General features: G+C 67.0%; 10 protein-coding genes and 1 pseudogene. 7 read left to right on the forward strand and 4 right to left on the reverse strand.

The genetic code is table 11. The features are described 5' to 3' along the window. Window positions 1-1,051: 1,051 nt before the first annotated feature. Window positions 1,052-12,130, forward strand: coding sequence for a type I polyketide synthase (locus MTY59_RS17580; protein ID WP_221042280.1), 11,079 nt, complete (start codon window positions 1,052-1,054; stop codon window positions 12,128-12,130). 12 nt (window positions 12,131-12,142) lie between these two features. Here MTY59_RS17580 and MTY59_RS17585 read toward each other — a convergent pair. The 3 genes and pseudogenes from MTY59_RS17585 to MTY59_RS17595 form a co-directional block, all read right to left on the reverse strand. Continuing rightward, window positions 12,143-12,573, reverse strand: a pseudogene (locus MTY59_RS17585) (PPOX class F420-dependent oxidoreductase). Between the two features lie 3 nt (window positions 12,574-12,576). Further along, complete coding sequence (locus tag MTY59_RS17590; RefSeq protein ID WP_221042281.1) at window positions 12,577-13,683, reverse strand: acyl-CoA dehydrogenase family protein; 1,107 nt, start codon at window positions 13,681-13,683, stop codon at window positions 12,577-12,579. Window positions 13,684-13,690: 7 nt separating this feature from the next. Then, complete coding sequence (locus tag MTY59_RS17595) at window positions 13,691-14,851, reverse strand: acyl-CoA dehydrogenase family protein (protein WP_221042282.1); 1,161 nt, start codon at window positions 14,849-14,851, stop codon at window positions 13,691-13,693. Window positions 14,852-15,050: 199 nt separating this feature from the next. Between MTY59_RS17595 and MTY59_RS17600 the strand changes: the two genes are divergently transcribed. From MTY59_RS17600 to holA, 3 genes are all read left to right on the forward strand, one after another. Further along, window positions 15,051-15,920: a ComEA family DNA-binding protein gene (locus MTY59_RS17600; RefSeq protein ID WP_221042283.1), complete on the forward strand. Its 870-nt coding sequence runs from the start codon at window positions 15,051-15,053 to the stop codon at window positions 15,918-15,920. A 50-nt stretch (window positions 15,921-15,970) separates the two neighbouring features. Beyond that, on the forward strand, window positions 15,971-17,467 hold the full coding sequence (locus MTY59_RS17605) for a ComEC/Rec2 family competence protein (protein WP_221042284.1): 1,497 nt from the start codon (window positions 15,971-15,973) through the stop codon (window positions 17,465-17,467). A 64-nt stretch (window positions 17,468-17,531) separates the two neighbouring features. Continuing rightward, window positions 17,532-18,500, forward strand: coding sequence for a DNA polymerase III subunit delta (holA, locus tag MTY59_RS17610; RefSeq protein WP_284145223.1), 969 nt, complete (start codon window positions 17,532-17,534; stop codon window positions 18,498-18,500). Between the two features lie 28 nt (window positions 18,501-18,528). On the opposite strand, the gene rpsT is transcribed toward holA, so the two are convergent. Beyond that, window positions 18,529-18,789, reverse strand: coding sequence for a 30S ribosomal protein S20 (gene rpsT / locus MTY59_RS17615; protein WP_221042285.1), 261 nt, complete (start codon window positions 18,787-18,789; stop codon window positions 18,529-18,531). A 144-nt stretch (window positions 18,790-18,933) separates the two neighbouring features. Between rpsT and MTY59_RS17620 the strand changes: the two genes are divergently transcribed. From MTY59_RS17620 to MTY59_RS17630, 3 genes are read left to right on the forward strand one after another with little or no spacing between them, the layout of a single operon-like run. Beyond that, window positions 18,934-20,631, forward strand: a complete 1,698-nt coding sequence (locus tag MTY59_RS17620) for a circularly permuted type 2 ATP-grasp protein (RefSeq protein WP_221042286.1) — start codon at window positions 18,934-18,936, stop codon at window positions 20,629-20,631. After that, window positions 20,618-21,595, forward strand: a complete 978-nt coding sequence (locus MTY59_RS17625; RefSeq protein ID WP_221042287.1) for an alpha-E domain-containing protein — start codon at window positions 20,618-20,620, stop codon at window positions 21,593-21,595. Before MTY59_RS17620 ends, MTY59_RS17625 begins: the two co-directional genes overlap by 14 nt. After that, complete coding sequence (locus MTY59_RS17630; protein WP_221042288.1) at window positions 21,595-22,434, forward strand: transglutaminase family protein; 840 nt, start codon at window positions 21,595-21,597, stop codon at window positions 22,432-22,434. Before MTY59_RS17625 ends, MTY59_RS17630 begins: the two co-directional genes overlap by 1 nt. Window positions 22,435-22,468: the final 34 nt, after the last annotated feature.

Consider the following 22,468-nt stretch of genomic DNA (forward strand, 5'->3'; position numbering starts at 1 on the left):
TTCTCCTCGGTCTGGACGGCCGCGTTCCGGGCCCGCTGGCCGCGGCACCAAGATAACCCTCTCCGGAGTGACCGACGCCGGACTGCGCGGCGTGCGACAGCTCACCGACACGGCAGCGGTGGTGAGGGTGGAACGGTCCCGCACCGGACGCAGGCCCGCGCCGTCAGTTGACGATACTCGGGCGGTCAACCGACGATACTCATGCAACGTGCCGCGGAGAAGAGCCATACTCGTTTGATTCTTATACACGTGCACAATCGGACCGGCATGCGTACATTGACTGACGGACTGGTTTCGCCGCCGCGCATCTTTGTCGGTCAGTCAGCGATGGCTGAGCTGGCGGGGAACCACTGATCTTGCTAGGAGTGTCGAGATGGGCCATGCGTCGGAATGTCGGATCAAGGCCCCTTGAGAGCAGCAGTCATCGCGCGCCCTGAAGTATCTCGACAGCTAGACCACGTTGCGGGACACAAGATCCCGCGCGAAGGTGGGAATCGATCGCATGCGATCGGGCGATCGGCCCGATCCGGCGTGTCGTTGCCGGCCACCGTAGCCGCATATTCCGTAGGGTCGATTGTCATCACGGACGGTAGATGAGGCAGCTCAGGACAGCAGAGCCGGCCACCGCGGATGGTTAGGGATGGGGTTCGTTCGCATTCTGAGGACGCAATGCGTGCAGCACGTCGAGGCAGTGGCTGTCTTGCCGCAGCGGCGGGGTCCCCCACCGTTCCTGCCGGGTGTATTGTCGTCGCCTATACCGGAAGCCTTCCCGCAGTCGGTGACTGGCTGGAAACGCGAATTCGAATGCGGTGCTTGAGGATAACTGCGGTACCGCGAGTCGGGGTGCTCTCCGAACGCGGGCTGGTTTGGTGGTGAAGTGAATTGAGCTGACGACGGTTGCTGGAGGCAGTGCACCAGCAAACTTCGGCACACTGTCTGCTCCGGGGGTGCGCAGTGTGTGGCCAGATCTGGTACGGAACACCACCGCCGCGGCGCTGAAACGCGCACGGCGATGGAATCCCTCGCGAGCCGAAGCAGAGAGGACAACCGCATGTCAACCGCCGAAGGTGTCATGGAGCCGCCATCCGGTTTTGCAATCGTCGGATACGCGGCGCGCTTTCCCGGCGCCTCGGACGCTGACGAATTCTGGCAGCTGCTGCGAGATGGTAGAGATGCGATATCGGAGGTGCCCCAGGACCGGTGGGATGCCGACGAATTCTTCGACCCGGATCCCGATGCGCCCGGGAAGGTTGTAACCCGTCGGGCAGGTTTCGTTGATGATGTAACGGGTTTCGACGCGCCGTTTTTCGGTATGTCGGCGCGCGAGGTCAGGTCGATGGACCCGCAGCATCGGATCTTGCTCGAGACGGCGTGGCGGGCGGTCGAACATTCGGGCACCGCGCCAACGGCATTGGCGAACACCAACACTGGTGTTTTCGTCGGGATGTCCACCCATGATTACCTCGGAATGGCTTCCGACGAACTAACTTACGCCGAGATCGAGGCGTACATGGCGATCGGGACGTCATCTGCTGCGGCAGCGGGCCGGATCAGCTATCGATTGGGGCTGCAGGGTCCGGCGGTCGCCGTCGACACGGCCTGCAGCTCGTCGTTGGTGGCGATCCATCAGGCATGCCAAGCGCTGCGGTTGGGGGAATGCGACCTTGCGCTCGCCGGCGGTGCAAATGTCCTGCTTACCCCAGCGACCATGATCACCTTTTCCCAAGCGCACATGCTCGCGCCCGACGGCCGGTGCAAGACTTTCGATGCGGCCGCGGATGGCTACGTGCGGGGCGAAGGTTGTGGCGTCATTGTCGTGAAGCGGCTTGAAGACGCGATCCGTGACGGTGACCGGATTCGGGCCGTGATCCGGGGCAGCGCAATTAACCAGGACGGCGCATCGGGCGGATTGACCGTGCCGAATGGCATTGCCCAACAACGGGTTATCGCCGACGCGCTGCAGCGCGCCGGCATCGCACCCGGGGACGTCGGATACCTCGAGGCACATGGGACCGGGACGTCGCTGGGCGATCCGATCGAGGCCCAGGCCGCCGGCGCGGTGCTCGGCACCGGGCGCGAGGCGAGCCGGCCGCTGTTGATCGGCTCGGTGAAGACCAACATCGGGCACCTGGAAGCGGCCGCGGGGATCGCGGGCGTCATCAAGGTCATCCTGTCGCTCGAACACGGGTTACTGCCGCAGCACTTACACTTTCGCAATCCGTCTCCGCACATTCCATGGGACCGCCTCCCGGTGCAGGTGGTCGAAAAAGCGACTGCCTGGGAACGAAACGGTCGGCCGCGTATTGCCGGAGTTAGTTCGTTCGGGTTCGCCGGGACCAATGCGCACGTCATCCTCGAGGAAGCTCCCGAGGAAGTGGCTCAGGTTGCTGCGGCCCCGCGGTCCGCCGGCCAGGCCGAAGACCGACGGTTCAGCATCCTTCCGCTGTCGGCGCGGACGCCCGCCGCGCTGGTGCAGATCGCCGATCAATACCGAAGTTGGTTGAGCGCAAACCCCGAGGCCACCCTCGCCGATTTGCGCTTTACCGCCGGAGTGGGGCGAGCGCACCTGGAGCACCGGGCCGCGTTGGTGGTGAATTCGAGGGAATCTGCCAGCGAGTTACTCGGCGCGCTCGCCGACGACCGCCCGGGACCCGGTTTGGTTCGCGGCGTATCCGATGACACACCGAAGACGGCGTGGCTGTTCACCGGTCAAGGCAGCCAGTACGCCGGCATGGCCAGAGAGCTGTTCGACACCGAGCCGGTGTTCGCCGAGACACTGACCCACTGCGCTGCAGTTGTCGCCGATGTTCTCGAAAAGCCTTTGCTGGAAGTCGTTTTCGATACGGATGGCCCAAACTGCGAAGAGGCGTTGCGACAGACCGCCTTTGCCCAACCCGCGTTGTTCGCGGTGGAGATGGGCTTGGCCCGGCTCTGGCAGTCCTGGGGCTTCGAACCCGACGTGGTGTTGGGCCACAGCGTCGGCCAATATGCGGCGGCCTGCGTCGCGGGTGTGTTCAGCATCGAGGACGGCGCGCTGCTGATGGCAGAGCGCGGCCGTCTTTTCGGCAGTTTGCCTGCGGGTGGTCGGATGGTCGCGGTGTTCACCGCCGCCGAACGCGTCGAGGTCCTGACCGCCGAGTTCCCGAGCCTGTCGGTCGCTGCCTACAACGGCGCGAACACCGTATTGTCCGGGCCCGCGCAGGTTCTCGACCAGGCGGTGGCCGAGTTGATGGCCGACGGTGTCCGGTGTGACTGGCTGGACACCAGCCATGCGTTCCACTCGTCGCTGCTGGATCCCATCCTCGACGAGTTCGAGTCATATGCGAACCGGTTCAATTTCAGTTCCCCACAACGGATTCTGGTGTGCAACCGTACCGGAGCCGCGCTCGGCAGGAGCGTGAAACTCGATGGCTCCTATTGGCGTCGCCACGCGCGCCAACCGGTCGAATTCGCTAAGAGCGTACAGACCCTTGCCGACCTGAGTTGCAAAGTGTTGTTAGAGGTCGGCCCGCAACCGGTTCTCACCGCCGCGGCCCTGCGGGCATGGCCTGACCCGACCACTGCACCGCGGGCGATCGCGTCGATGCGTCGAAACACCGCCGACCATCGCCAGATCACCGAAGCCCTCGCCGACGCGTACGTCCTGGGCCACCTGCCCAAATTCGATGCTGTGCGGCAGGAACCGGCGCGAAAGCTCGACCTGCCCACCTATCCGTTCCAGCATCGCCAGTACTGGTTCCGCGAGAAGAGGGTCCGGCCCACTGCCCGCGAGACCACCGTCGCGCGTAGCGATGCCGTCCGGCTCCTCGAGGATGACCGGATCGAGGAGCTCGCCGCGCTACTCGATGGTGCGAGCGGTGATCAAAACACCCTGGATGTGCTGACAAAACTGGCCGCGCAACACAATCAACAGCGTATGAGCCAGTCCATCTCCGATGATCGTTACGAGATTCGCTGGGAGGAGTTCACTGCGCGACTTTCCGATACGGAAGCCGGCGAGGGATGCACCTGGCTTGTCGTTGGCGATGACGATGCCGTCCAGCCCCTGGTCGATGCGCTCACCGCGCAGGGGCAGCAGTCTCGGATTCTGGCGTTGCCCGCGACCGACGCGGACGAGGAACGGCTCGAGATCGTATTGCGCGCTGCGGCAGCAGATGATGCGCCGCTACGCATCGTGCATGTCGCGGCCCTCGATTCCGGCACCGCACCATCGATGCGGTCGCTGCTGCGGATGCAACATCGGGTACTGGCCGGAACGCGGCGGCTTTTTCGTGTCGCGGCCGCCGCCGAACTGCGCCAACCCATTTGGATGGTCACCCGTGGTGCGCAACGAGTCACTGACGCCGACACCGTCTTGCCGGATCAGAGTTGCCTATGGGGATTCGGTCGCGCCGCCTCGCTGGAGCATCCGCAATTGTGGGGCGGCCTGGCGGACCTCGCTGAAGGTAGTACCGACGAATGGTCGCGGTTGATCAAGATGGCGTTGGCACCGCGCGACTCGGCTGTCAGGGAAGACCAGATCGCGCTGCGTGGTCAAGAGGTCTATGTTCCCCGGCTGGTCCGGCGAATCGGGCGGCCTGCCGCAACACCGCTGACATTGCGTGGTGATGCAACGTATTTGGTGACCGGTGGGCTTGGTTCGATCGGACTGGAAATCGCCGGATACCTGGCAGCGCACGGTGCCCGGCATCTGGTGCTGACCGGCCGACGCTCGCCCAGCGAGGCCGCCCGACAGCGCATCGATGCCCTACGCGAACAGCAGGGATGCGAGGTTCGAGTTGTCGCCGCCGATGTCGGCGACGCCCACGACGTCGCGCGCCTGTTAGGCACTGTGCGGGCCGAACTGCCGCCGTTGGCAGGCATCGTCCATGCGGCGGGTGAGATCGGGACCACCCCGCTGCGCGCCCTGGACGACGCTGAGGTAGATCGAGTGTTCGCTGGAAAAGTCTGGGGCGCTTGGCATTTGAGCGAAGCGGCCGCTGACCTGCAGCTAGACTTCTTCCTCAGCACTTCTTCGATCGCTTCGGTGTGGGGCGGGCTCGGTCAGACGGCTTACGGCGCGGCTAACGCTTTCCTCGACGGGCTGGCCTGGCGGCTGCGCGAGCAGGGCGTGTCCGGGATCAGCGTCAATTTCGGTCCGTGGTCGGCGGGTATGGCCGACGAGGAGGCTCGGGCGCGACTGGCTGAACGCGGTGTCCGGACATTGTCACCTGCCGATGCGCTGGCGGGCATGGCCGATGTCATCGCGGCTTCTGCCGCGCAGGGCGTTGCACAAGGGGTCGTGGCCCGGATCGACTGGGCCCGTTTCCTGCCGCTTTACCAGCAAGCCGGGAAGCGGTCATTGCTGGCGGAGTTGGCAGGTGAAATTCCCGATTTCGCCCCCGCGCCAACCACGTCCGGGAGGACACCACTGGTCGAGCAGCTCACTCACGCTCCGGTGCAGCAGCGCAAGAAGCTCGTCACGGATTATCTGCGTGACGCGGTAGCGGAGGTGACCCGAGTCGATGTCGCGGAGATCCGCGGGGACGCCGGATTCTTCGATCTCGGCATGGATTCGCTGATGGCCGTCGAACTGCGGCGCCGCATGGAGCAAGGGGTGGGCAAGGAGTTGCCGGCGACCCTGGCGATGGACTATCCACGTCTGTCCGACGTGGCGGATTATCTGCTCGGCGACGTGCTCGGGCTCAGCCAACAGCCGTCCGCCGATGCGCGGCCGCAGCCGGCCTCGGTGGTGAGGACGCGCACGGACGAGCCGATCGCGATCGTCGCAGTGGCCTGTCGCTTTCCCGGCGCGGCCGATCCCGAAGCTTTTTGGGAGGTGCTGTCCGGTGGTGTCGATACGATCCGGGAAGTCCCGGATGACCGATACGACATCGACGAGTTCTACGATCCGGATCCAGATACTCCGGGCAAGGTCTACAGCCGCTTCGGTGGATTCCTCGACGGAATAGACGGTTTCGATCCGGAATTCTTCGGTATTTCCCCGCGCGAGGCTGTCTGGATGGATCCGCAGCAACGGCTGATGCTGGAAACCGCGTGGGAGGGCTTGGAGCGTGCCGGGTACTCGCCGGGGGAATTGCGCGGCAGCCGAAGCGGGATCTTCGTGGGGGTGGGCTCCAACGAGTATTCGCATCTGCTGTCCGCCGACTCCGTCGAGAAGATCGAACCCCACTTCATCACGGGCAATGCGCTCAATGCCATTTCGGGCCGGGTTGCGTTTGCACTCGGGCTGGAAGGACCGGCGGTGGCGCTCGACACCGCGTGCAGTTCGTCATTAGTGGCCGTCCATCAGGCCTGCCATGCATTGCACTCCGGTGACTGCGATTTGGCGTTGGCCGGTGGCGTGAATGTCTTGCTGAGTCCGGTGTCCACCATCGCGGCGTCACGCGCCAGGATGTTGTCGCCTGTCGGGCGATGCAAGACCTTCGACGCCTCCGCGGACGGCTATGTGCGCAGCGAAGGCTGCGGGATCCTGGTGCTCAAAAGGATGAGCGACGCAGTGCGTGACGGCGATCGGGTTTGTGCGGTCATCCCGGGCAGCGCGATCAATCAAGACGGCGCTTCCAGTGGTTTGACGGTGCCCAATGGTGGTGCGCAGCAACGGCTTATCGCCGCGGCGCTGGATCGCGCCGGTTTCGACGGCGGGGATGTCGACTATCTTGAGGCACACGGGACGGGCACAGCGCTGGGCGATCCAATCGAGGTGCAGGCCGCCGGGGCCGCCTATGGTGCCGCTCGTGATGTGGACCGGCCGTTGCTGATCGGCTCGGTGAAGACCAATATCGGCCACCTCGAGTCGGCGTCAGGAGTCGCTGGTCTGATCAAAGTCGTGTTGTCGCTACAGCACCAAGTGCTGCCGCAGAGCCTGCACTTCGAGACACCGTCGCCACATATCCCGTGGGACTCACTGCCGGTACGGGTCGTGGACAAAGCGATTCCGTGGCAGGCCAACGGCAGACCGCGCCGTGCCGGCATAAGTTCCTTCGGGTTCACCGGCACGAACGCACACGTGCTGATCGAGGAGGCGCCGCCATCATCCGCGACCGGTGACGAAAACCCCACGGGCGACCTCGCAGCGCCAGCGGAGACGAAGGTTCATGATGGGCCGGCCGACGTGCTGCCGCTGTCCGCGCGGTCGCCGCAGGCACTGGTGGCATTGGCGCGGCGCTACCAGGAATGGTTGGACACCCACCCGAACGCCGATATCGCCGATGTGTGCTTCACGGCCGGGGCCGGGCGTTCGCATTTCGAACACCGGGCCGCGCTGGTCGTGGACTCGGTTCAGAGCGCCCGCGAGGCGCTGGCCGACCTGGCCGAGAACCGGATGCGGCCGGGAGTGGTGCGCGGCGAATGCATGGACCCGCCGACGACGGCATGGTTGTTCACCGGGCAAGGCAGCCAGTACCCGGGGATGGCGCGCGAGTTGTTCGACGCCGAGCCGGTTTTCGCGGACACGGTGAAACGCTGCGCGGATGCAGTCAGCGCGATGCTGCCGCGTCCGTTGTTGGAGGTGCTCTTCGCGACTGACCGCGACTCCGGTGGTGAAGCCGGAAAAACACTGCGGCACACCTCGTTTGCGCAGCCCGCGCTGTTCGCCGTCGAAATGGGCCTGGCCCGGCTGTGGCAGTCGTGGGGCGTCGAGCCCGACGTGGTGCTGGGGCACAGCGTGGGCCAGTATGCGGCGGCGTGTGTGGCGGGGGTTTTCAGCCTCGAGGACGGGGCGCGCCTGATGGCCGAGCGGGGCCGTCTGTTCGGCAGCCTGCCTGACGGCGGCCGAATGGTGGCGGTGTTCGCCGACGCCAAATACGTCGAGGAGATCGCCAACGACTTCCCCCGGGTGTCTGTCGCCGCCTACAACGGCCCCAACACGGTGCTGTCGGGTCCCGGCGCGGATCTGGAACAAATTGTCGCTCGCGGTGGCAGTGACGGGATTCGCTGCAGCTGGCTGGAAACCAGCCACGCCTTCCACTCTGAGTTGCTGGAGCCGGTGCTCGGCGAATTCGAATCATATGCAGCGCGTTTGGATTTCGCTGTACCGACGCTGCCGCTGGTCTGCAACCGCACCGGCGCGGTGCTCACCGCCGAAACCCCGTTGGACGCCCGGTATTGGCGGCGGCATTCCCGCCAGCCGGTGCAGTTCGCCGAAAGCATACGGACCGTGGCGGCGCTGGGGTGCTCGGTGTTGATGGAGATTGGACCGCAACCGGTTCTGACCGGGGCCGCGGTGCAGGTCTGGCCGGAACATCTGGCGGCGCCGCGCGCGATCGTCTCTCTGCGCAAGGGCGTCAGCGACCGGCGGCAGATCACCGAGGCGCTGGCCGCGGGGTACGTCAGCGGTCACCGGCCCGATTTCACTGTGCTGCATCGTCAGCCGCGCCTCAGGCTAGAACTGCCCACCTATCCGTTCCAGCACCGGCGCTTCTGGCCCAAGGCTTCCGGCATCGCCGGCATCGATGGTCAAGGTGCTGTGGCATCCGGGCTCCTGGGCAGTGCAAAAGAGCTAGCCTCCGGCGACCGCGTCTACACCAGCCGGTTGTCGGTCAAGTCGCAGCCCTGGCTCGCCGACCACGTCATCTATGGCACCGTCGTCGTCCCGGGCGCAACGTACGCGGCGATGGCCCTGGCCGCCATCGGGCCGCCGGGGCGCGTGCAGAACGTTTATTTCTATGAACCGATCATCCTGCCCGAAAAGGCTTCTCGCGAAGTGCAGCTGAGTCTGCATCCGCTGGAGGACGGTGGCGGCTGGAGCTTCCGGGTGGACAGCCGCTCATACGGCGTCGCCGATGCCGAATGGGCGTTGAACGCCGACGGCACCGTCGTCGCCGGCGTCGATGACGAGCCGGCGGCTGATCCGGCGGACTCCATCGACGCGGCGATCGAGCGGCTGGACCGCAGTCGTCCCCAGCTGCTGTTCGAGAGCTTCGCTGAAAGCGAGCTGGAATGGGGGACCACCTGGTCGACGTCCCTCAAATCGCTGTGGTTCGGCGAGGGTGAGGCGATCGGCGATGTCACCGTCGGCGAGGAACTCGCCGAGCACCTTGGAACCGAGCCGATGCATCCGGTGCTGCTCGATCTGTGCACCGGCATCACCTTCCCGGCGTTCCCGGCCCTGCTCGCGGCCGAACAGGGGATCAACGATCTCTTACTGCCGTTGCGGTACGGGCAAGTGTCACTCCGGGAGAAGATGCCACGACGGTTCTATTGCCGCGGCAAGTGGCGTGCCAGTGCCCTCGACAGCGAAACCCAAGTCTTTGACCTCGATTTCGTCGATCGCGATGGTCGCCACCTGGGCGGGATTCGCGAGTTCACGGTCAAGCGCGCGCCCCGGGAGGCGCTGTTGCGTGGACTCGGCGGCGATGCCACCCGGCTGCTCTATACCCTCGGCTGGCACGAGGTGCCGCCTCAGCCGCCGAGCGACGATGCCGAGGGCGCCGGAAACGCGAACGGCACCTGGCTGATTGCCGGCTTCGACGAACTGGCGGCCGAACTGCCCGGCTGCACCACTTTTGACCGGATTACGGAGCCCGAGTCGTTGGGGCAGCTGTTGACACGGGCTCGAGAGCGCGACGTGCCGTTCGCCGGCATCGTCTGGCGTGCCTCCAGGCCTAGTGCAGAAGAGTCGAGCGCTGATTCCGCACGGCGTCTGGAAACCGAGATCGCCCATCTGCTGAGTGCAGTGCACACCTTGCAGACCGATGAGGCAGCCAAACTTCCCGATGGGTTGTGGATCATCACGGAACGGGCAGTGGCGACCGAATCCGGTGAGGCCGTCGATCCCGTGCAGGCGGCGCTGTGGGGCCTCGGGCGCACCATCCTCAACGAGGAACCGGCCCTGCGTTGCAGGCTGGTCGATTGCGACGGCTCGGAGCAGGCTGTGCACTCGCTGGCCGGTCTTGTCAGGGCGACGCTCGACGAACCTGAACTCGCCCTGCGGCAAGGAAAGTTGTTGGCGTCCCGATTACTGCCCTGGGCGCGCAGCGGTCATCTCGCGGTACCGCGTGGCACCGATTACGTGCTGACGCCCACTGAACGGGGCGCGATCGACAACCTGCGTCTGATCGAGAAGGAAGCGTCGCCACCGGCCGAGGGCTGTGTGCAGGTCCGGGTTGAGGCCGGTGGGTTGAACTTCCGAGAGGTGCTCAATGTGCTGGGCCTCTACCCGGGCGATCCCGGCCCGCTCGGCGGCGACTTCGCCGGCACCGTCACACAGTTGGGTGATGGTGTCACCGGACTCGAGGTGGGCCAACGCGTCTATGGCTTCATGCAGGGTGCGTTCGCCAGCCGGTTCAATGTGCCGGCCCAGTTGCTGGCGCCCATACCCGACGGGGTGAGCGCGGTCGCGGCGGCCACCATTCCCGCCGCGGCGCTGACGGCCCGGCTCGCGTTTGACTGGGCGGAGCTGAGGCCCGGTGACCGAGTGCTCATTCATGCGGCGAGCGGTGGTGTCGGATTGGCCGCCATCCAGCTGGCGCAGCGACACGGTGCGATCGTCTTCGCCACGGCGAGCACGTACAAACGTGCGACACTGCGCAAGCTGGGTGTGGAGTATGTCTACGACTCGCGCACAACGGATTTCGCCGACCAGATCCTCGCCGACACCGGTGGTGCGGGCGTCGACGTGGTGCTCAACAGCCTGACCAACGAGGGGTTCATCGAGGCGACCGTACGGGCTACCGCCCAAAACGGTCGATTCGTAGAGATCGCCAAGCGAGACATCTGGACGCGCGAGCAGATGACGGCGGCCCGGCCCGATATCGCCTACGAGATCGTCGCGTTGGACTGGGCCTGCGTGCAACAGCCAGAGCACATTCATCGGCTGCTGACCGAGGTGTCGGACGGTTTGGCCAGTGGCGAGTGGACGCCGCTGCCCGCCGAGATCTACCCGCTGTCCGAGGCGAAGACGGCGTTTCGTCGGATGCAGCAAGCGCGCCATATCGGAAAGATCGTGCTGCAGATGCCGACCCCATTACAGCCGCGTGGTGATCGGAGCTATCTCATCACGGGTGGACTCGGTGCAATCGGCCTGCACATGGCGGCCTATCTGGCCCAGCTCGGAGCGGGGGACATCGTGCTGACCAGCCGGCGTGCACCCGACGCCGATGCGCAGCGGTCGATCGACGACATCGTCGAGCGTTACCGGTGCCGCATCCACACTTTCGCGGCCGATGTCGGTGACGAGGCGCAAGTCGAAAAGCTGCTGACGCGGATCCGCGCGGAGTTGCCTGCGCTCGCGGGAGTGGCACATTTGGCGGGCATCCTCGATGACGCGCTGCTGTCCCAGCAAAGCCTGGAGCGTTTCCGGACGACATTGGCTCCCAAGGCGTTCGGCGCGTGCCATTTGGACCGGATGACGAAGAACGACGATCTCGACTTCTTCATCGTGTCCTCCTCGGTGTCCAGCCTGCTGGGTTCCCCCGGCCAGGCCAATTACTCGACGGCCAATGCGTTGCTCGACGGGCTGGTCGCACAACGAACGGCGCGAGGCTTGCCGGCAACCGGGGTCAATTTTGGTCCCTGGGCCCAAGGGGGCATGGCCTCCTCGGAGGCCGCGCGCGCCAATATCGGTGCGCAGGGGTTGATTCCGCTGGAACCGACGGCCGCCCTCAACGCGCTGGTCGAGGTTGTCGCCAACGGAACCGGCCAGGCAACCATCATCAAGGCCAATTGGCAACGTGCCGCGAAGCTGCTGGGCGCTTCTCGGCCACCGATTCTCGACCTCGTCTTACCGAGCGCCGTCGGCGAGCCAACCGGCGATAGCGAGTTGCTGCGGCAACTGCAGGAGATACCGGTGGCGCAGCGCGCCAGTTTCATCACCGAATTCCTGCAGCGCGAAGTGCAGGGATTCCTGAGGCTCGCGCAACCACCCGCCGCGACCAGTCGGTTCTTGGACCTGGGCACGGATTCCCTGATGGCCGTCGAACTCCGCAACCGGCTGCATAGCCAATTCGGCGGCGCGTTCACGATCAACGCGACCGCGGTATTCGATTACCCGACGATCGGCGGCCTCGCCGAGTATCTCGCAAGTCAGCTACCCGACGCGGAATCGGAGTCGGACTCGCAGTCCAACGAAGCGGAATCGGTTGCGGCACCGGAGTTAAACCCAGAACCTGTGTCGACAGGGTCGAGTTGATACTCGGCGGGTTCAGTCGGCGATATTGAAGGCCGAGTTCACCTTCGTCGGCCGAACTCGCACCAACAGCTCTCCGGGAACGGCGTTGCGCCGGCCGAACTCGTCGGCGCGATCTGGTCCCATGTAGCGCCCCCCGATCCGGGTGGCGATGTCGAGCAGGTCCTCCGCACCGTCCTGCGTCGTCGCGATGCCCTGCACCTGTACGAACGAGTAGGGCGGGGTTGGATCGTCGACACAGATCACGACGCGTGATCCCGGGCCAGCGCACGGCCTTTCGCGGTGTCGCGCCCGGTGTTGAACACCAGCTCACCGTTGTCCACGACGAACCACACCGGGGCGACCAGCGGGCGGCCGTCGGCGGCGAGGTAGCCCAGCATCCCGGTACGGGTGCCGGTCGACAGGAACGCGATGACCTTCTCGGTCAGCTCCGCGCGCTCGGCCATGCGTTACAGACGGGCCAGGTCGTAGTCGCCGAGGTGATCGATCAGGTTGTGCAGGTGCTCGCCCGAGGTGCCGAGGGTGTTTTCGATCGCGGTGAGCCGGGCGGCGTAGTGGCTGACCGGGTATTCGGCCGTCACGCCGATGCCGCCGTGCATCTGCACCGACTCCTGCGCGATGTGCCGGCCCGAGCGGCCGATCTGCAGCTTGGCACGCGAGGCGATCACCGGGTCGATGTTGCCGTCGGCGATCGACATCGCCGCGTACAGGGTCATGCTGCGGGCCAATTCCAGCGACACGTACATGTCGGCGGCGCGCTGCGTGAGCGCCTGGAACTTGTTGAGGGTGACGCCGAACTGCTTGCGCGTCTTGAGGTAATCGGTGGTCAGGCGCAGCGATTCCTCCATGGCGCCCAGCGCTTCGGCGCACAGCGCCGACTGGATGCGCACGAGTGCGTCGCCGATGGCGCCCGAGGCGTCGACCGCCTCGCCCAGCGGTTCGGCGGCGGTGGAGTCCAGATCGATCTGGGCGCCGCGTTGTCCGTCGAATGTCCGGTACGGGTGCCTGGTCACCGCTGTCGCGTCGACCAGGAACAGCCCGGTGCCGCCGTTCGGCAGGGCGGCGCTGACCACCAGGGTGTCGGCGCAGTCCCCGGCGAGCACCGGGTTCTTCCGGCCGCTCAGCGTCCACGAATCACCTTGCTGCTCAGCCTTGGTGCTCACCTCGGCGGACGGTTTGCGCTGGCCCGGCTCGAGGTGGGCGAACGCCAGCAGCCGCTGGCCGCCCGCGACTTCGTCGAGGAGTTGCTTCTGGTCGGCGCTGCCCAGCTCGGCGATCAGCGCACCGGGCCCCAGCGCGGCGTGCAGCACCGGTTCGGGGGCCAGCCGGCGCCCAACCTCGTTGAGCACCACCACGATCTCGATCTGGCCCGACTCCTCCGGCTCGAAACCCAGACCCAGAATTCCGGTGTCGGCGAGCTGGTTCCACACCTCCCGGCTCCAGCCGAGATCGGAGCCGATGATCTTGTTGCGGCTTTCCGGGTCATAGGTGCGCGACAACAGGTCGCGGGTGGTGTCGCGGAGCAGGGCTTGCTCGTCGCTCAATTGAAAGTCCATGGCTGCCTCACAATCCCAGAATCGTCGACGCGATGATGTTGCGCTGCACCTCGCTGCTACCGCCGTAGATCGACGTCTTGCGGTAGTTGAGGTAGTGCGGCGCACTGTGTTGGGCCCAGGACGGCGACGAGATGTCTTCGCCGTTGGCCGGCAGCGCATCCGGCCCGGCCACCTCGACGAGCAGTTCGGTGGCGATCTGCTGCAGTTGGCTGCCGCGCAGCTTGAGCACCGACGACGCCGGGTTGGGCTGGCCGTCCGCGGAGTCGGTGACCACTCGCGACTGCGTGAGTTCCAGTGCCAGCAGCTCGTTTTCGGCCTCGGCTAGCCGCGCCGCGAAAAGCGGATCGTTGAGCACCCCGGTGGCCGCCGCGTGCTTCTTCACCTCGGCGAGGCGCACCTTGGTCCGCCCCACCCCGGCAATACCCGTACGCTCGTTGCCCAACAAAAACTTCGCATAGGTCCAGCCCTGGTTCTCTTCTCCGACAAGTTGATTGGCGGGCACCCGGACGTCCTCGAAGAAGACCTCGTTGATCTCGTGGCCGCCGTCGATCGTCTTGATAGGCCGCAGGGTTACGCCCGGCGTATTCATCTCGAACAGCAAGAACGAGATGCCGGCCTGCCGCTTGGGCGCCTGCGGGTCGGTGCGGACCAGGCAGAAGATCCAGTCCGCATACTGCCCCAGCGTGGTCCAGGTCTTCTGGCCGTTGACGACGTAGCTGTCGCCGTCGCGGACCGCGGTGGTGCGCAGCGACGCCAGGTCCGACCCCGCCTCGGGCTCGGAAAATCCCTGGCACCACCAGATGTCGAGGCTGGCCGTCGGGGGCAGGAAGCGTTGTTTGACCTCCTCCGAACCGAATTCGGCGATCACCGGGCCCACCATCTTGGTGTTGAAGTTCAGCGGCTCCGGGACACACGCCAGCTGCATCTCGTCGGCCCAGATCTGATGCTGGGTCGGCGTCCAGTCCTTGCCACCCCACTCGACCGGCCAGTTCGGTACCGCCAGGCCGTGCTCGTGCAGGATCTTGTGGCTGGCGACGATGTCGTCGTGGTTCACCTCCGCCGAGCCGCGGCGCACCCGCTCGCGCAGCTCCTCGGGAATCTTGGTCGTGTAGATGGTGCGGAGTTCGTCGCGGAACGCGGCTTCCTCGCGCGTGAGCGCCAGTTGCATGGCAGCCTCCTGTCGTTTCGGGGTGACCGTGACGACGCAGCGCCCAGAGCTGTTTTCTGGCGGTGCCGGTCGTTCGCTCGACTTCCATCTTGACCCATCCCTCGCGGACCCCGTGCACAGCCTCGGGTTAATCCACAGATCGGCCCCGTGGAGCCGTTGAGCGGGGCCGTTGTGGCGGTCCGCGGCCTACCGTCGGCCCATGCGAACAGAACTTCCGGCGGAGCGCCTGCAGCGACGGCTCAACGCCGAACCGGAGACCGATGCGCACGCCGGTCCCGCGGACGCAGGGTCCGCGTCGACGGACGACGCCCCGGACGACGACCAGAATTCGCTGCTGCCGCGGTGGCTTCCCGACGCGTCGGGGGACCGGGGCTGGCTGGCCAGGGTCCGCGCCGACCCCGGACGCGCCGGCGCCGTCGGGCTCGCGATCGTGGCGGCGCTGGCGGTGCTGGTCACGGTCTTCACCTTGCTGCGCGACCGGCCGGCGCCGGTGATGTCGGCCAAGCTGCCGCCGGTGGAGAAGGTGTCGACGGGCGGGCCGAGGTCGTCGGCAAGTCCGGGTGCCGCGCCAGCGCCGGGCCCCGACCGCCCGGTGGTGGTCAGCGTGGTCGGTTTGGTGCATACCCCGGGCCTGGTGACCCTCGCGCCGGGCGCGCGCATCGCCGATGCGCTGCAGGCCGCCGGCGGCGCGGTGAACGGCGCGGACACCATCGGCCTGAACATGGCCCGACCGCTCGGTGACGGCGAACAGATTGTGGTCGGTCTGGCTCCCGCTCCCGGACAGCCGACGGCGCTGGGCAGCTCGGTGGCCAGCGGAATGACGCCGACATCGAAGGCGCCGACACCGACGCCGGGATCGGTCAAGCCGAAGCCGGCCCAGGCGGTAGACCTGAACACCGCGACCGTTCAGGAACTCGACGCGCTGCCCGGCGTCGGCCCGGTCACCGCCGCCGCGATCGTGGCGTGGCGCCAATCCAACGGCAAATTCACCAGCGTCGACCAGCTCGCCGACGTCGAGGGCATCGGGCCGGCGCGATTGGAGAAGCTGCGCGCCCTGGTCCGTGTCTGACCCCGGTGGTTCCTTCCGGGCCGGGCGTTCCGCCTTCCGGGCATGTCGATGTGCGCCTGGTGCCCGCGGCGTTGACCTGTTGGGCGGTGACTGCCGCCGGGATCTGGTGGCCGGCCGGCCGCCTCCTCGCCTGGTGCTGCCTCGCGCTCGTCGCCGCATCCGGTGCGTTGGCATGGCGCGCCGCGCACCGGCCCGGCCGAACCGCGCGGCTGCGGGCGCTCGGCGCCGGCCTGGCCGCGGTCGGCGTGGTGGGGGCGGGATATGGCTTCGCCATCGGGCTGCGCACCGACGCTGTGGTTCACCACCCGATCACCGCGGCGTTCGGCGGCAGCGCCGCGGTCACCGTCACGCCTACCGAGAGCCCGGTGTCGCTGGGCGCCGCCCGGTTGATGTTCAAGGCCTCCCTGCAACGTCTGCGCGAGGCCCAAACCTCGGGCCGGGTCGTGGTTTTCGCGCGTGCCTCGGACTTCGGCGCCGTGATGGTGGGCCAGCCGGTGCAGTTCACCGCGCGCATCACCCGCCCGGCCCGTCGCGACCTGACGGTCGCGGTGCTCAACGCGTCGGGCCGGCCGACCATGGGCACCGCGAGCGCCGTGCAGCGCGCCGCGCACGGGGTGCGCAGCCGATTCGCCGCCGCCGTCCGCGACACGCTGCCCGGCGAGCAGGCGGCGATGCTGCCCGCGCTGGTGCTTGGCGACACCTCGGCGGTGCCGAGCGACACCAGCCGCGACTTTCGCGCGGCCGGGATGACGCACCTGATGGCCGTGTCGGGCGCCAACGTGACGATCGTGTGCGCCGCGGTGCTGTTCTCGGCCCGGTTGATCGGTCCCCGCGCGGCGGTCGCCCTTGCCGCGCTGGCGCTGGTGGCCTCCGTCATCGTCGTGCAGCCGACGGCGAGTGTGGTGCGGGCGGCGGTGATGGCCGCCATCGCACTGGCGGGGATGCTGTCTTCGCGTCGGCGCCAAGCCATTCCGGCCCTGGCCGCCACCGTGCTGGTGCTGCTGGCCGTCGCCCCGGCGCTCGCCGTCGACGTGGGGTTCGCGCTGTCGGTGATCGCCACCGCCGCGCTGATCGTCGTCGCGCCGGTCTGGTCGCGGCGCCTGGTGGGGATGGGGTGGCCCAAGCCGCTAGCCGACGCGCTCGCCGTCGCCTGGGCCGCGCAGGTGGTGACCGCGCCTCTGGTGGCGGCGATCTCGGGCCGATTCAGTGTGGTCGCCGCGCTCGCCAACCTCGTGGTGGCCGCCGTGATCGCACCGATTACGGTGCTCGGCACCGCCGCGGCGGCGCTCTGCACGGTATGGCCGGCCGCCGCGCGGCTGCTGATCCGGTTCACCGGCCCCGAGTTGTGGTGGGTCGACCGGGTAGCCCGCTGTGCGGCCAACCTGCCCGGCGCGACCCTGCCGGTCCCGGAGGGCATGCCCGGCACGCTGATCGTCGGCGGTGTCACGGTGCTGGCGATGGTGCTGTGGCGGTGGCGACCGTTCCGCCTCGCGGCCGCAGTGGCGGCGCTGGCCGGGCTGGCCTGGGCGCTGTCCGGGCTCGGGTAGGGCGGGTCGTCGTCTCGCCGGATCCCCGAGCGGCCTGGTCGGTGCGGCGTGACACCATCGTGGGGTGAGCGAGGTTTCGCCGTTGCACCTGGTCCTGGGAGACGAGGAACTGCTGGTCGAGCGGGCGGTGGCTGATGTGCTGCGGTCGGCGCGGAAACGGGCAGGCACCGACGACGTTCCGGTCAACCGGATGCGGGCGGGCGACGTCAGCACGTATGAGCTCGCCGAGCTGCTGAGTCCGTCACTGTTCGCCGACGAGCGCATCGTGGTGCTGGAGGCCGCCGGCGAAGCGGGCAAAGACGCTGCCGCGGTGATTGTTTCGGCCGCCAACGACATGCCGACGGGTGTGGTGCTGGTGGTGGTGCACTCGGGCGGTGGCCGGGCCAAGGCGCTGGCCACCGAGCTGCAGTCCCTCGGCGCCGAGGTGCATGCGTGCGCGCGGATCACCAAACTCAGCGAACGCATCGACTTCGTCCGCAAGGAGTTTCGCGGCCTGCGGGTCAAGGCCGACGAGGAGACGGTGACCGCGATGCTGGATTCGGTCGGTTCCGATCTGCGGGAGCTGGCCTCTGCCTGCTCGCAGTTGGTCGCCGACACCGGCGGGGTGGTTGACGCCGCCGCGGTGCGCCGATACCACAGCGGCAAGGCCGAGGTGAAGGGGTTCGACATCGCGGACAAGGCGGTGGCCGGCGACATAGAGGGAGCCGCCGAGGCGCTGCGGTGGGCGATGATGCGGGGGGAGCCGCTGGTGGTGCTGGCCGATGCGCTGGCCGAGGCGATCCACACGATCGGCCGGGTCGGGCCCCTCTCGGGAGACCCCTACCGGCTGGCGTCGCAGCTCGGGATGCCGCCCTGGCGGGTGCAGAAGGCGCAGAAACAGGCCCGGCGTTGGTCGCGTGACTCGGTGGCGACGGCGATGAAGGTGGTCGCCGCGCTCAACGCGAACGTCAAGGGGGCGGTGGTGGACGCCGACTACGCCCTGGAATCCGCGGTCAGACAGGTCGCCGAACTAGCCGCCCAGCGCGGTCACTAGGGGCGGCCGGGCGTCGACCGGCAGGCCGTTAGATCTTGTTGAGGACGTGCGCCAGCGCCGACTTTTTGTTCGCGGCCTGGTTCTTGTGGATCACGCCCTTGCTGGCCGCCTTGTCCAGCTTGCGGTTGGTCGACACCAGCAGCTCGGCGGCCTTCTCCTTGTCGCCGGCGTGGGCGGCCTCGCGGAACGCGCGGACAGCGGTACGCAGCGACGACTTCACCGACTTGTTGCGCAGGCGAGCGCGCTCGTTCGTCTTGTTGCGCTTCTGCTGCGACTTGATGTTGGCCACGCTGGAGTTCCTTCTTCGATTAGACGTTTTGTGGGTCGCCGGATATCACCACAGCGATTGCCCAGGTTATCAGTGAGTTACGTTTTCTCCCAAAACGGGAACACGTGGGCTGCCAGAACGTCGACCTGAGGCAGCATCTGAACAGTGAGTCTTACCAACCAGCTTGACGACAGCAAGCGGGGTTTTCGCGCTGCGCGTTCTGAGCGCATTTTCGGCGGCTACAACATGTCTTCGGACGCCTACGAGCTGGCGTTCGATGAGATGTTCGATGCCCAGGGCGCTGTGCGCGGCCCCTATAAGGGCATTTACGCCGAGCTTGCGCCGTCGGACGCCTCGGAACTGCAAGCTCGCGCCGAAGCGCTATCGCGCGCCTTCCTCGACCAGGGGATCACATTCTCGCTATCGGGCCAGGAAAGGCCGTTTCCGCTGGACCTGGTGCCGCGGGTCATCTCGGCCGCCGAGTGGGCCCGGTTGGAGCGCGGCATCACCCAGCGGGTCAGGGCGCTCGAGATGTATCTCGACGACGTCTACGGTGACCAGGAAATTCTGAACGACGGCGTCATCCCGCGCCGCCTGATCACCTCCTGCGAGCATTTCCACCGCCAGGCGATGGGCATCGTCCCGCCCAACGGCGTGCGGATCCACGTCGCCGGCATCGATCTGATCCGCGATGACAAGGGCGTCTGGCGTGTCCTCGAGGACAACCTGCGCTCGCCGTCGGGTGTGTCCTATGTCATGGAGAACCGGCGCACCATGGCCCGCGTCTTCCCGAACCTGTTCGCCACCCATCGGGTGCGCGCGGTCGACGATTACGCCTCGCACCTGCTGCGGGCGCTGCGCAACTCCGCGGCCACCAACGAGGCCGACCCGACGGTGGTGGTGCTGACCCCGGGCGTCTACAACTCGGCCTATTTCGAGCATTCGCTGCTGGCCCGCCAGATGGGCGTCGAGCTGGTCGAGGGGCGCGACCTGTTCTGTCGCGACAACCAGGTGTACATGCGCACCACCGAGGGCGAGCGTCAGGTCGACGTCATCTACCGGCGCATCGACGACGCCTTCCTCGATCCGCTGCAGTTCCGCGCCGACTCGATGCTGGGCGTGGCTGGTCTGGTCAACGCGGCCCGCGCCGGCAACGTCTCCATCTCCAGCGCGATCGGCAACGGCGTCGGCGACGACAAACTCGTCTACACCTACGTCCCCACCATGATCGAGTACTACTTGGGCGAGAAGCCACTGCTGGCCAACGTGGAGACGTTGCGCTGCTGGCTTGATGACGAGTGTGAAGAAGCGCTGGACCGCATCGACGAGCTGGTCATCAAGCCGGTGGAGGGGTCCGGCGGCTACGGCATCGTGTTCGGTCCGGAGGCCTCGGAGAAAGAGTTGGCCGCCATCTCCAAGAAGGTGCGCGACGATCCGCGGAGCTGGATCGCGCAGCCGATGATGGAGCTTTCGACGGTGCCGACGCAGATCGGCAACACGCTGGCGCCCCGTTACGTGGATCTGCGGCCGTTCGCGGTCAACGACGGTGACGACGTGTGGGTGTTGCCCGGCGGGCTGAGCCGGGTGGCCCTGGTCGAGGGATCGCGGGTGGTCAACTCCAGCCAGGGCGGTGGCTCCAAGGACACCTGGGTGCTGGCGTCGCGGGCGGCGGCCGGTGACCATGAGCTCGAGGCGGCGGAGGTGGTGCGCTCGTTGCCGACGTCCATGCCGGACCCGATGGTCGACGACACGCCGCGGCTGACGTCGGTGCCGCCTCAGCAGGCGCAGCCCACCGAACCGCCCCGGCGTGAGCAACTCGAGCAGCAACAGCAGCAAAGGGCGGTGGACGATGCTGGCACGTAATGCCGAGGCGCTCTACTGGATCGGCCGCTACGTCGAGCGCGCCGACGACACCGCACGCATCCTGGACGTCGCGCTGCACCAGTTGCTCGAGGATTCCAGTGTCGACCCCGACCAGGCGTCGCGCCTGTTGCTGCGGGTGCTCGGCATCGATCCGCCGGATCACGACCTGGACGTGTGGTCGTTGACCGACCTGGTGGCCTACAGCACCAACGCGCAGGGCGGCTGCTCGATCGTCGACGCGATCACTTCGGCGCGGGAGAATGCGAAGTCGGCGCGCGAGGTGACCTCCAGCGAAATCTGGGAGTGCCTCAACACCACCTATCACGCCCTGTCCGAACGCGAGCGTGCCGCCAAACGCCTTGGGCCACATGACTTCTTGTCGTTCATCGAACGCCGCGCGGCTATGTTCGCCGGCCTTGCCGACTCGACATTGTCCCGCGACGACGGTTACCGGTTCATGGTGCTGGGCCGGGCGATCGAACGAGTCGACATGACGGTGCGGCTGCTGCTGTCCCGGGTCGGGGACAGCGCCTCGTCCCCGGCGTGGGTGACGCTGCTGCGTTCGGCTGGCGCACACGACACCTACCTGCGGACCTACCGCGGTGTGCTGGACGCGGGCCGGGTGGTCGAATTCATGTTGCTGGACCGGCTCTTTCCGCGGTCGGTGTTCTACTCGCTGCGGTTGGCCGAACACAACCTCGACGAATTGGTGCGCAACCGGCAGAGCCGGATCGGGGCCACCGCCGAGACGCAGCGGCTGCTCGGCCAGGCGCGCAGCGAGCTGGAATTCGTTCAGCCCGGCGTACTACTGGAATCGTTGGAGAGCCGCCTGGCGGGACTGCAGAGGACCTGCCGTGACGTCGGAGAAGCGTTGGCGCTGCAGTACTTCCACGTGACGCCCTGGGTGGCATGGTCGGATGCGGGCCAGCGTGCCCGACTGGTCAGCAGGAAAGGGGACGGCTGATGTGGCGGCTGCGGGTGGTGCACACCACGGGATACGCCTACCAGTCGCCGGTGACCGCCTCCTACAACGAGGCTCGGCTGACCCCGCGGTCGAACACCCGGCAGAACGTCATCCTCAACCGCGTCGAGACCATCCCGGCGACGAGGTCCTATCGCTACATCGACTACTGGGGTACCGCGGTCACGGCGTTCGACCTGCACGCTCCCCACACCGATCTCACGGTCATGTCATCCTCCGTCGTCGAAACCGAACGGGCCGAACCACTCTCGACGGAGGTGGGCTGGGGCGACCTGCAGTCGGAGGCCGTGCTCGATCGCTACGACGACCTGCTGCGCCCCACCGAGCACGCCCCGGCGAGCAAACGGGTGGCGTCCGTGGGCAAAAAGATCCGCAAGACCCACGAGCCGGCGGAAGCCGTTGTCGCCGCAGCCAATTGGGTGCGCAACGAACTCGAATACCTTCCCGGGACCACCAGCGTGGCCTCCTCGGGATTGGACGCGCTGAAAGAGGGCAAGGGCGTCTGCCAGGACTTCGTCCACCTGTCACTGATCTTGTTGCGCAGCATGGGAATTCCGGCGCATTACGTCTCGGGCTACCTGCATCCCAAACGTGAAGCCGTCGTGGGGGACACCGTGGACGGGCGGAGCCACGCCTGGATCGAGGCGTGGACGGGAGCGTGGTGGAGCTATGACCCCACCAACGACACCGAGATCACCGAGCAGTACGTGGGCGTGGGCGCGGGTCGCGATTACGCCGACGTCTCCCCGTTGAAGGGCATCTACTCCGGGGAGGGCGCCACCGACCTCGACGTCATCGTGGAGGTTACCCGGCTCGCCTAGCCGGGATGCAAAAGCCGTCCTCGGTGAGCCGGCG

Origin of the sequence: Mycobacterium senriense (assembly GCF_019668465.1) — a bacterium.
In the GTDB taxonomy this organism is placed as follows: Bacteria; Actinomycetota; Actinomycetes; order Mycobacteriales; family Mycobacteriaceae; genus Mycobacterium; species Mycobacterium senriense.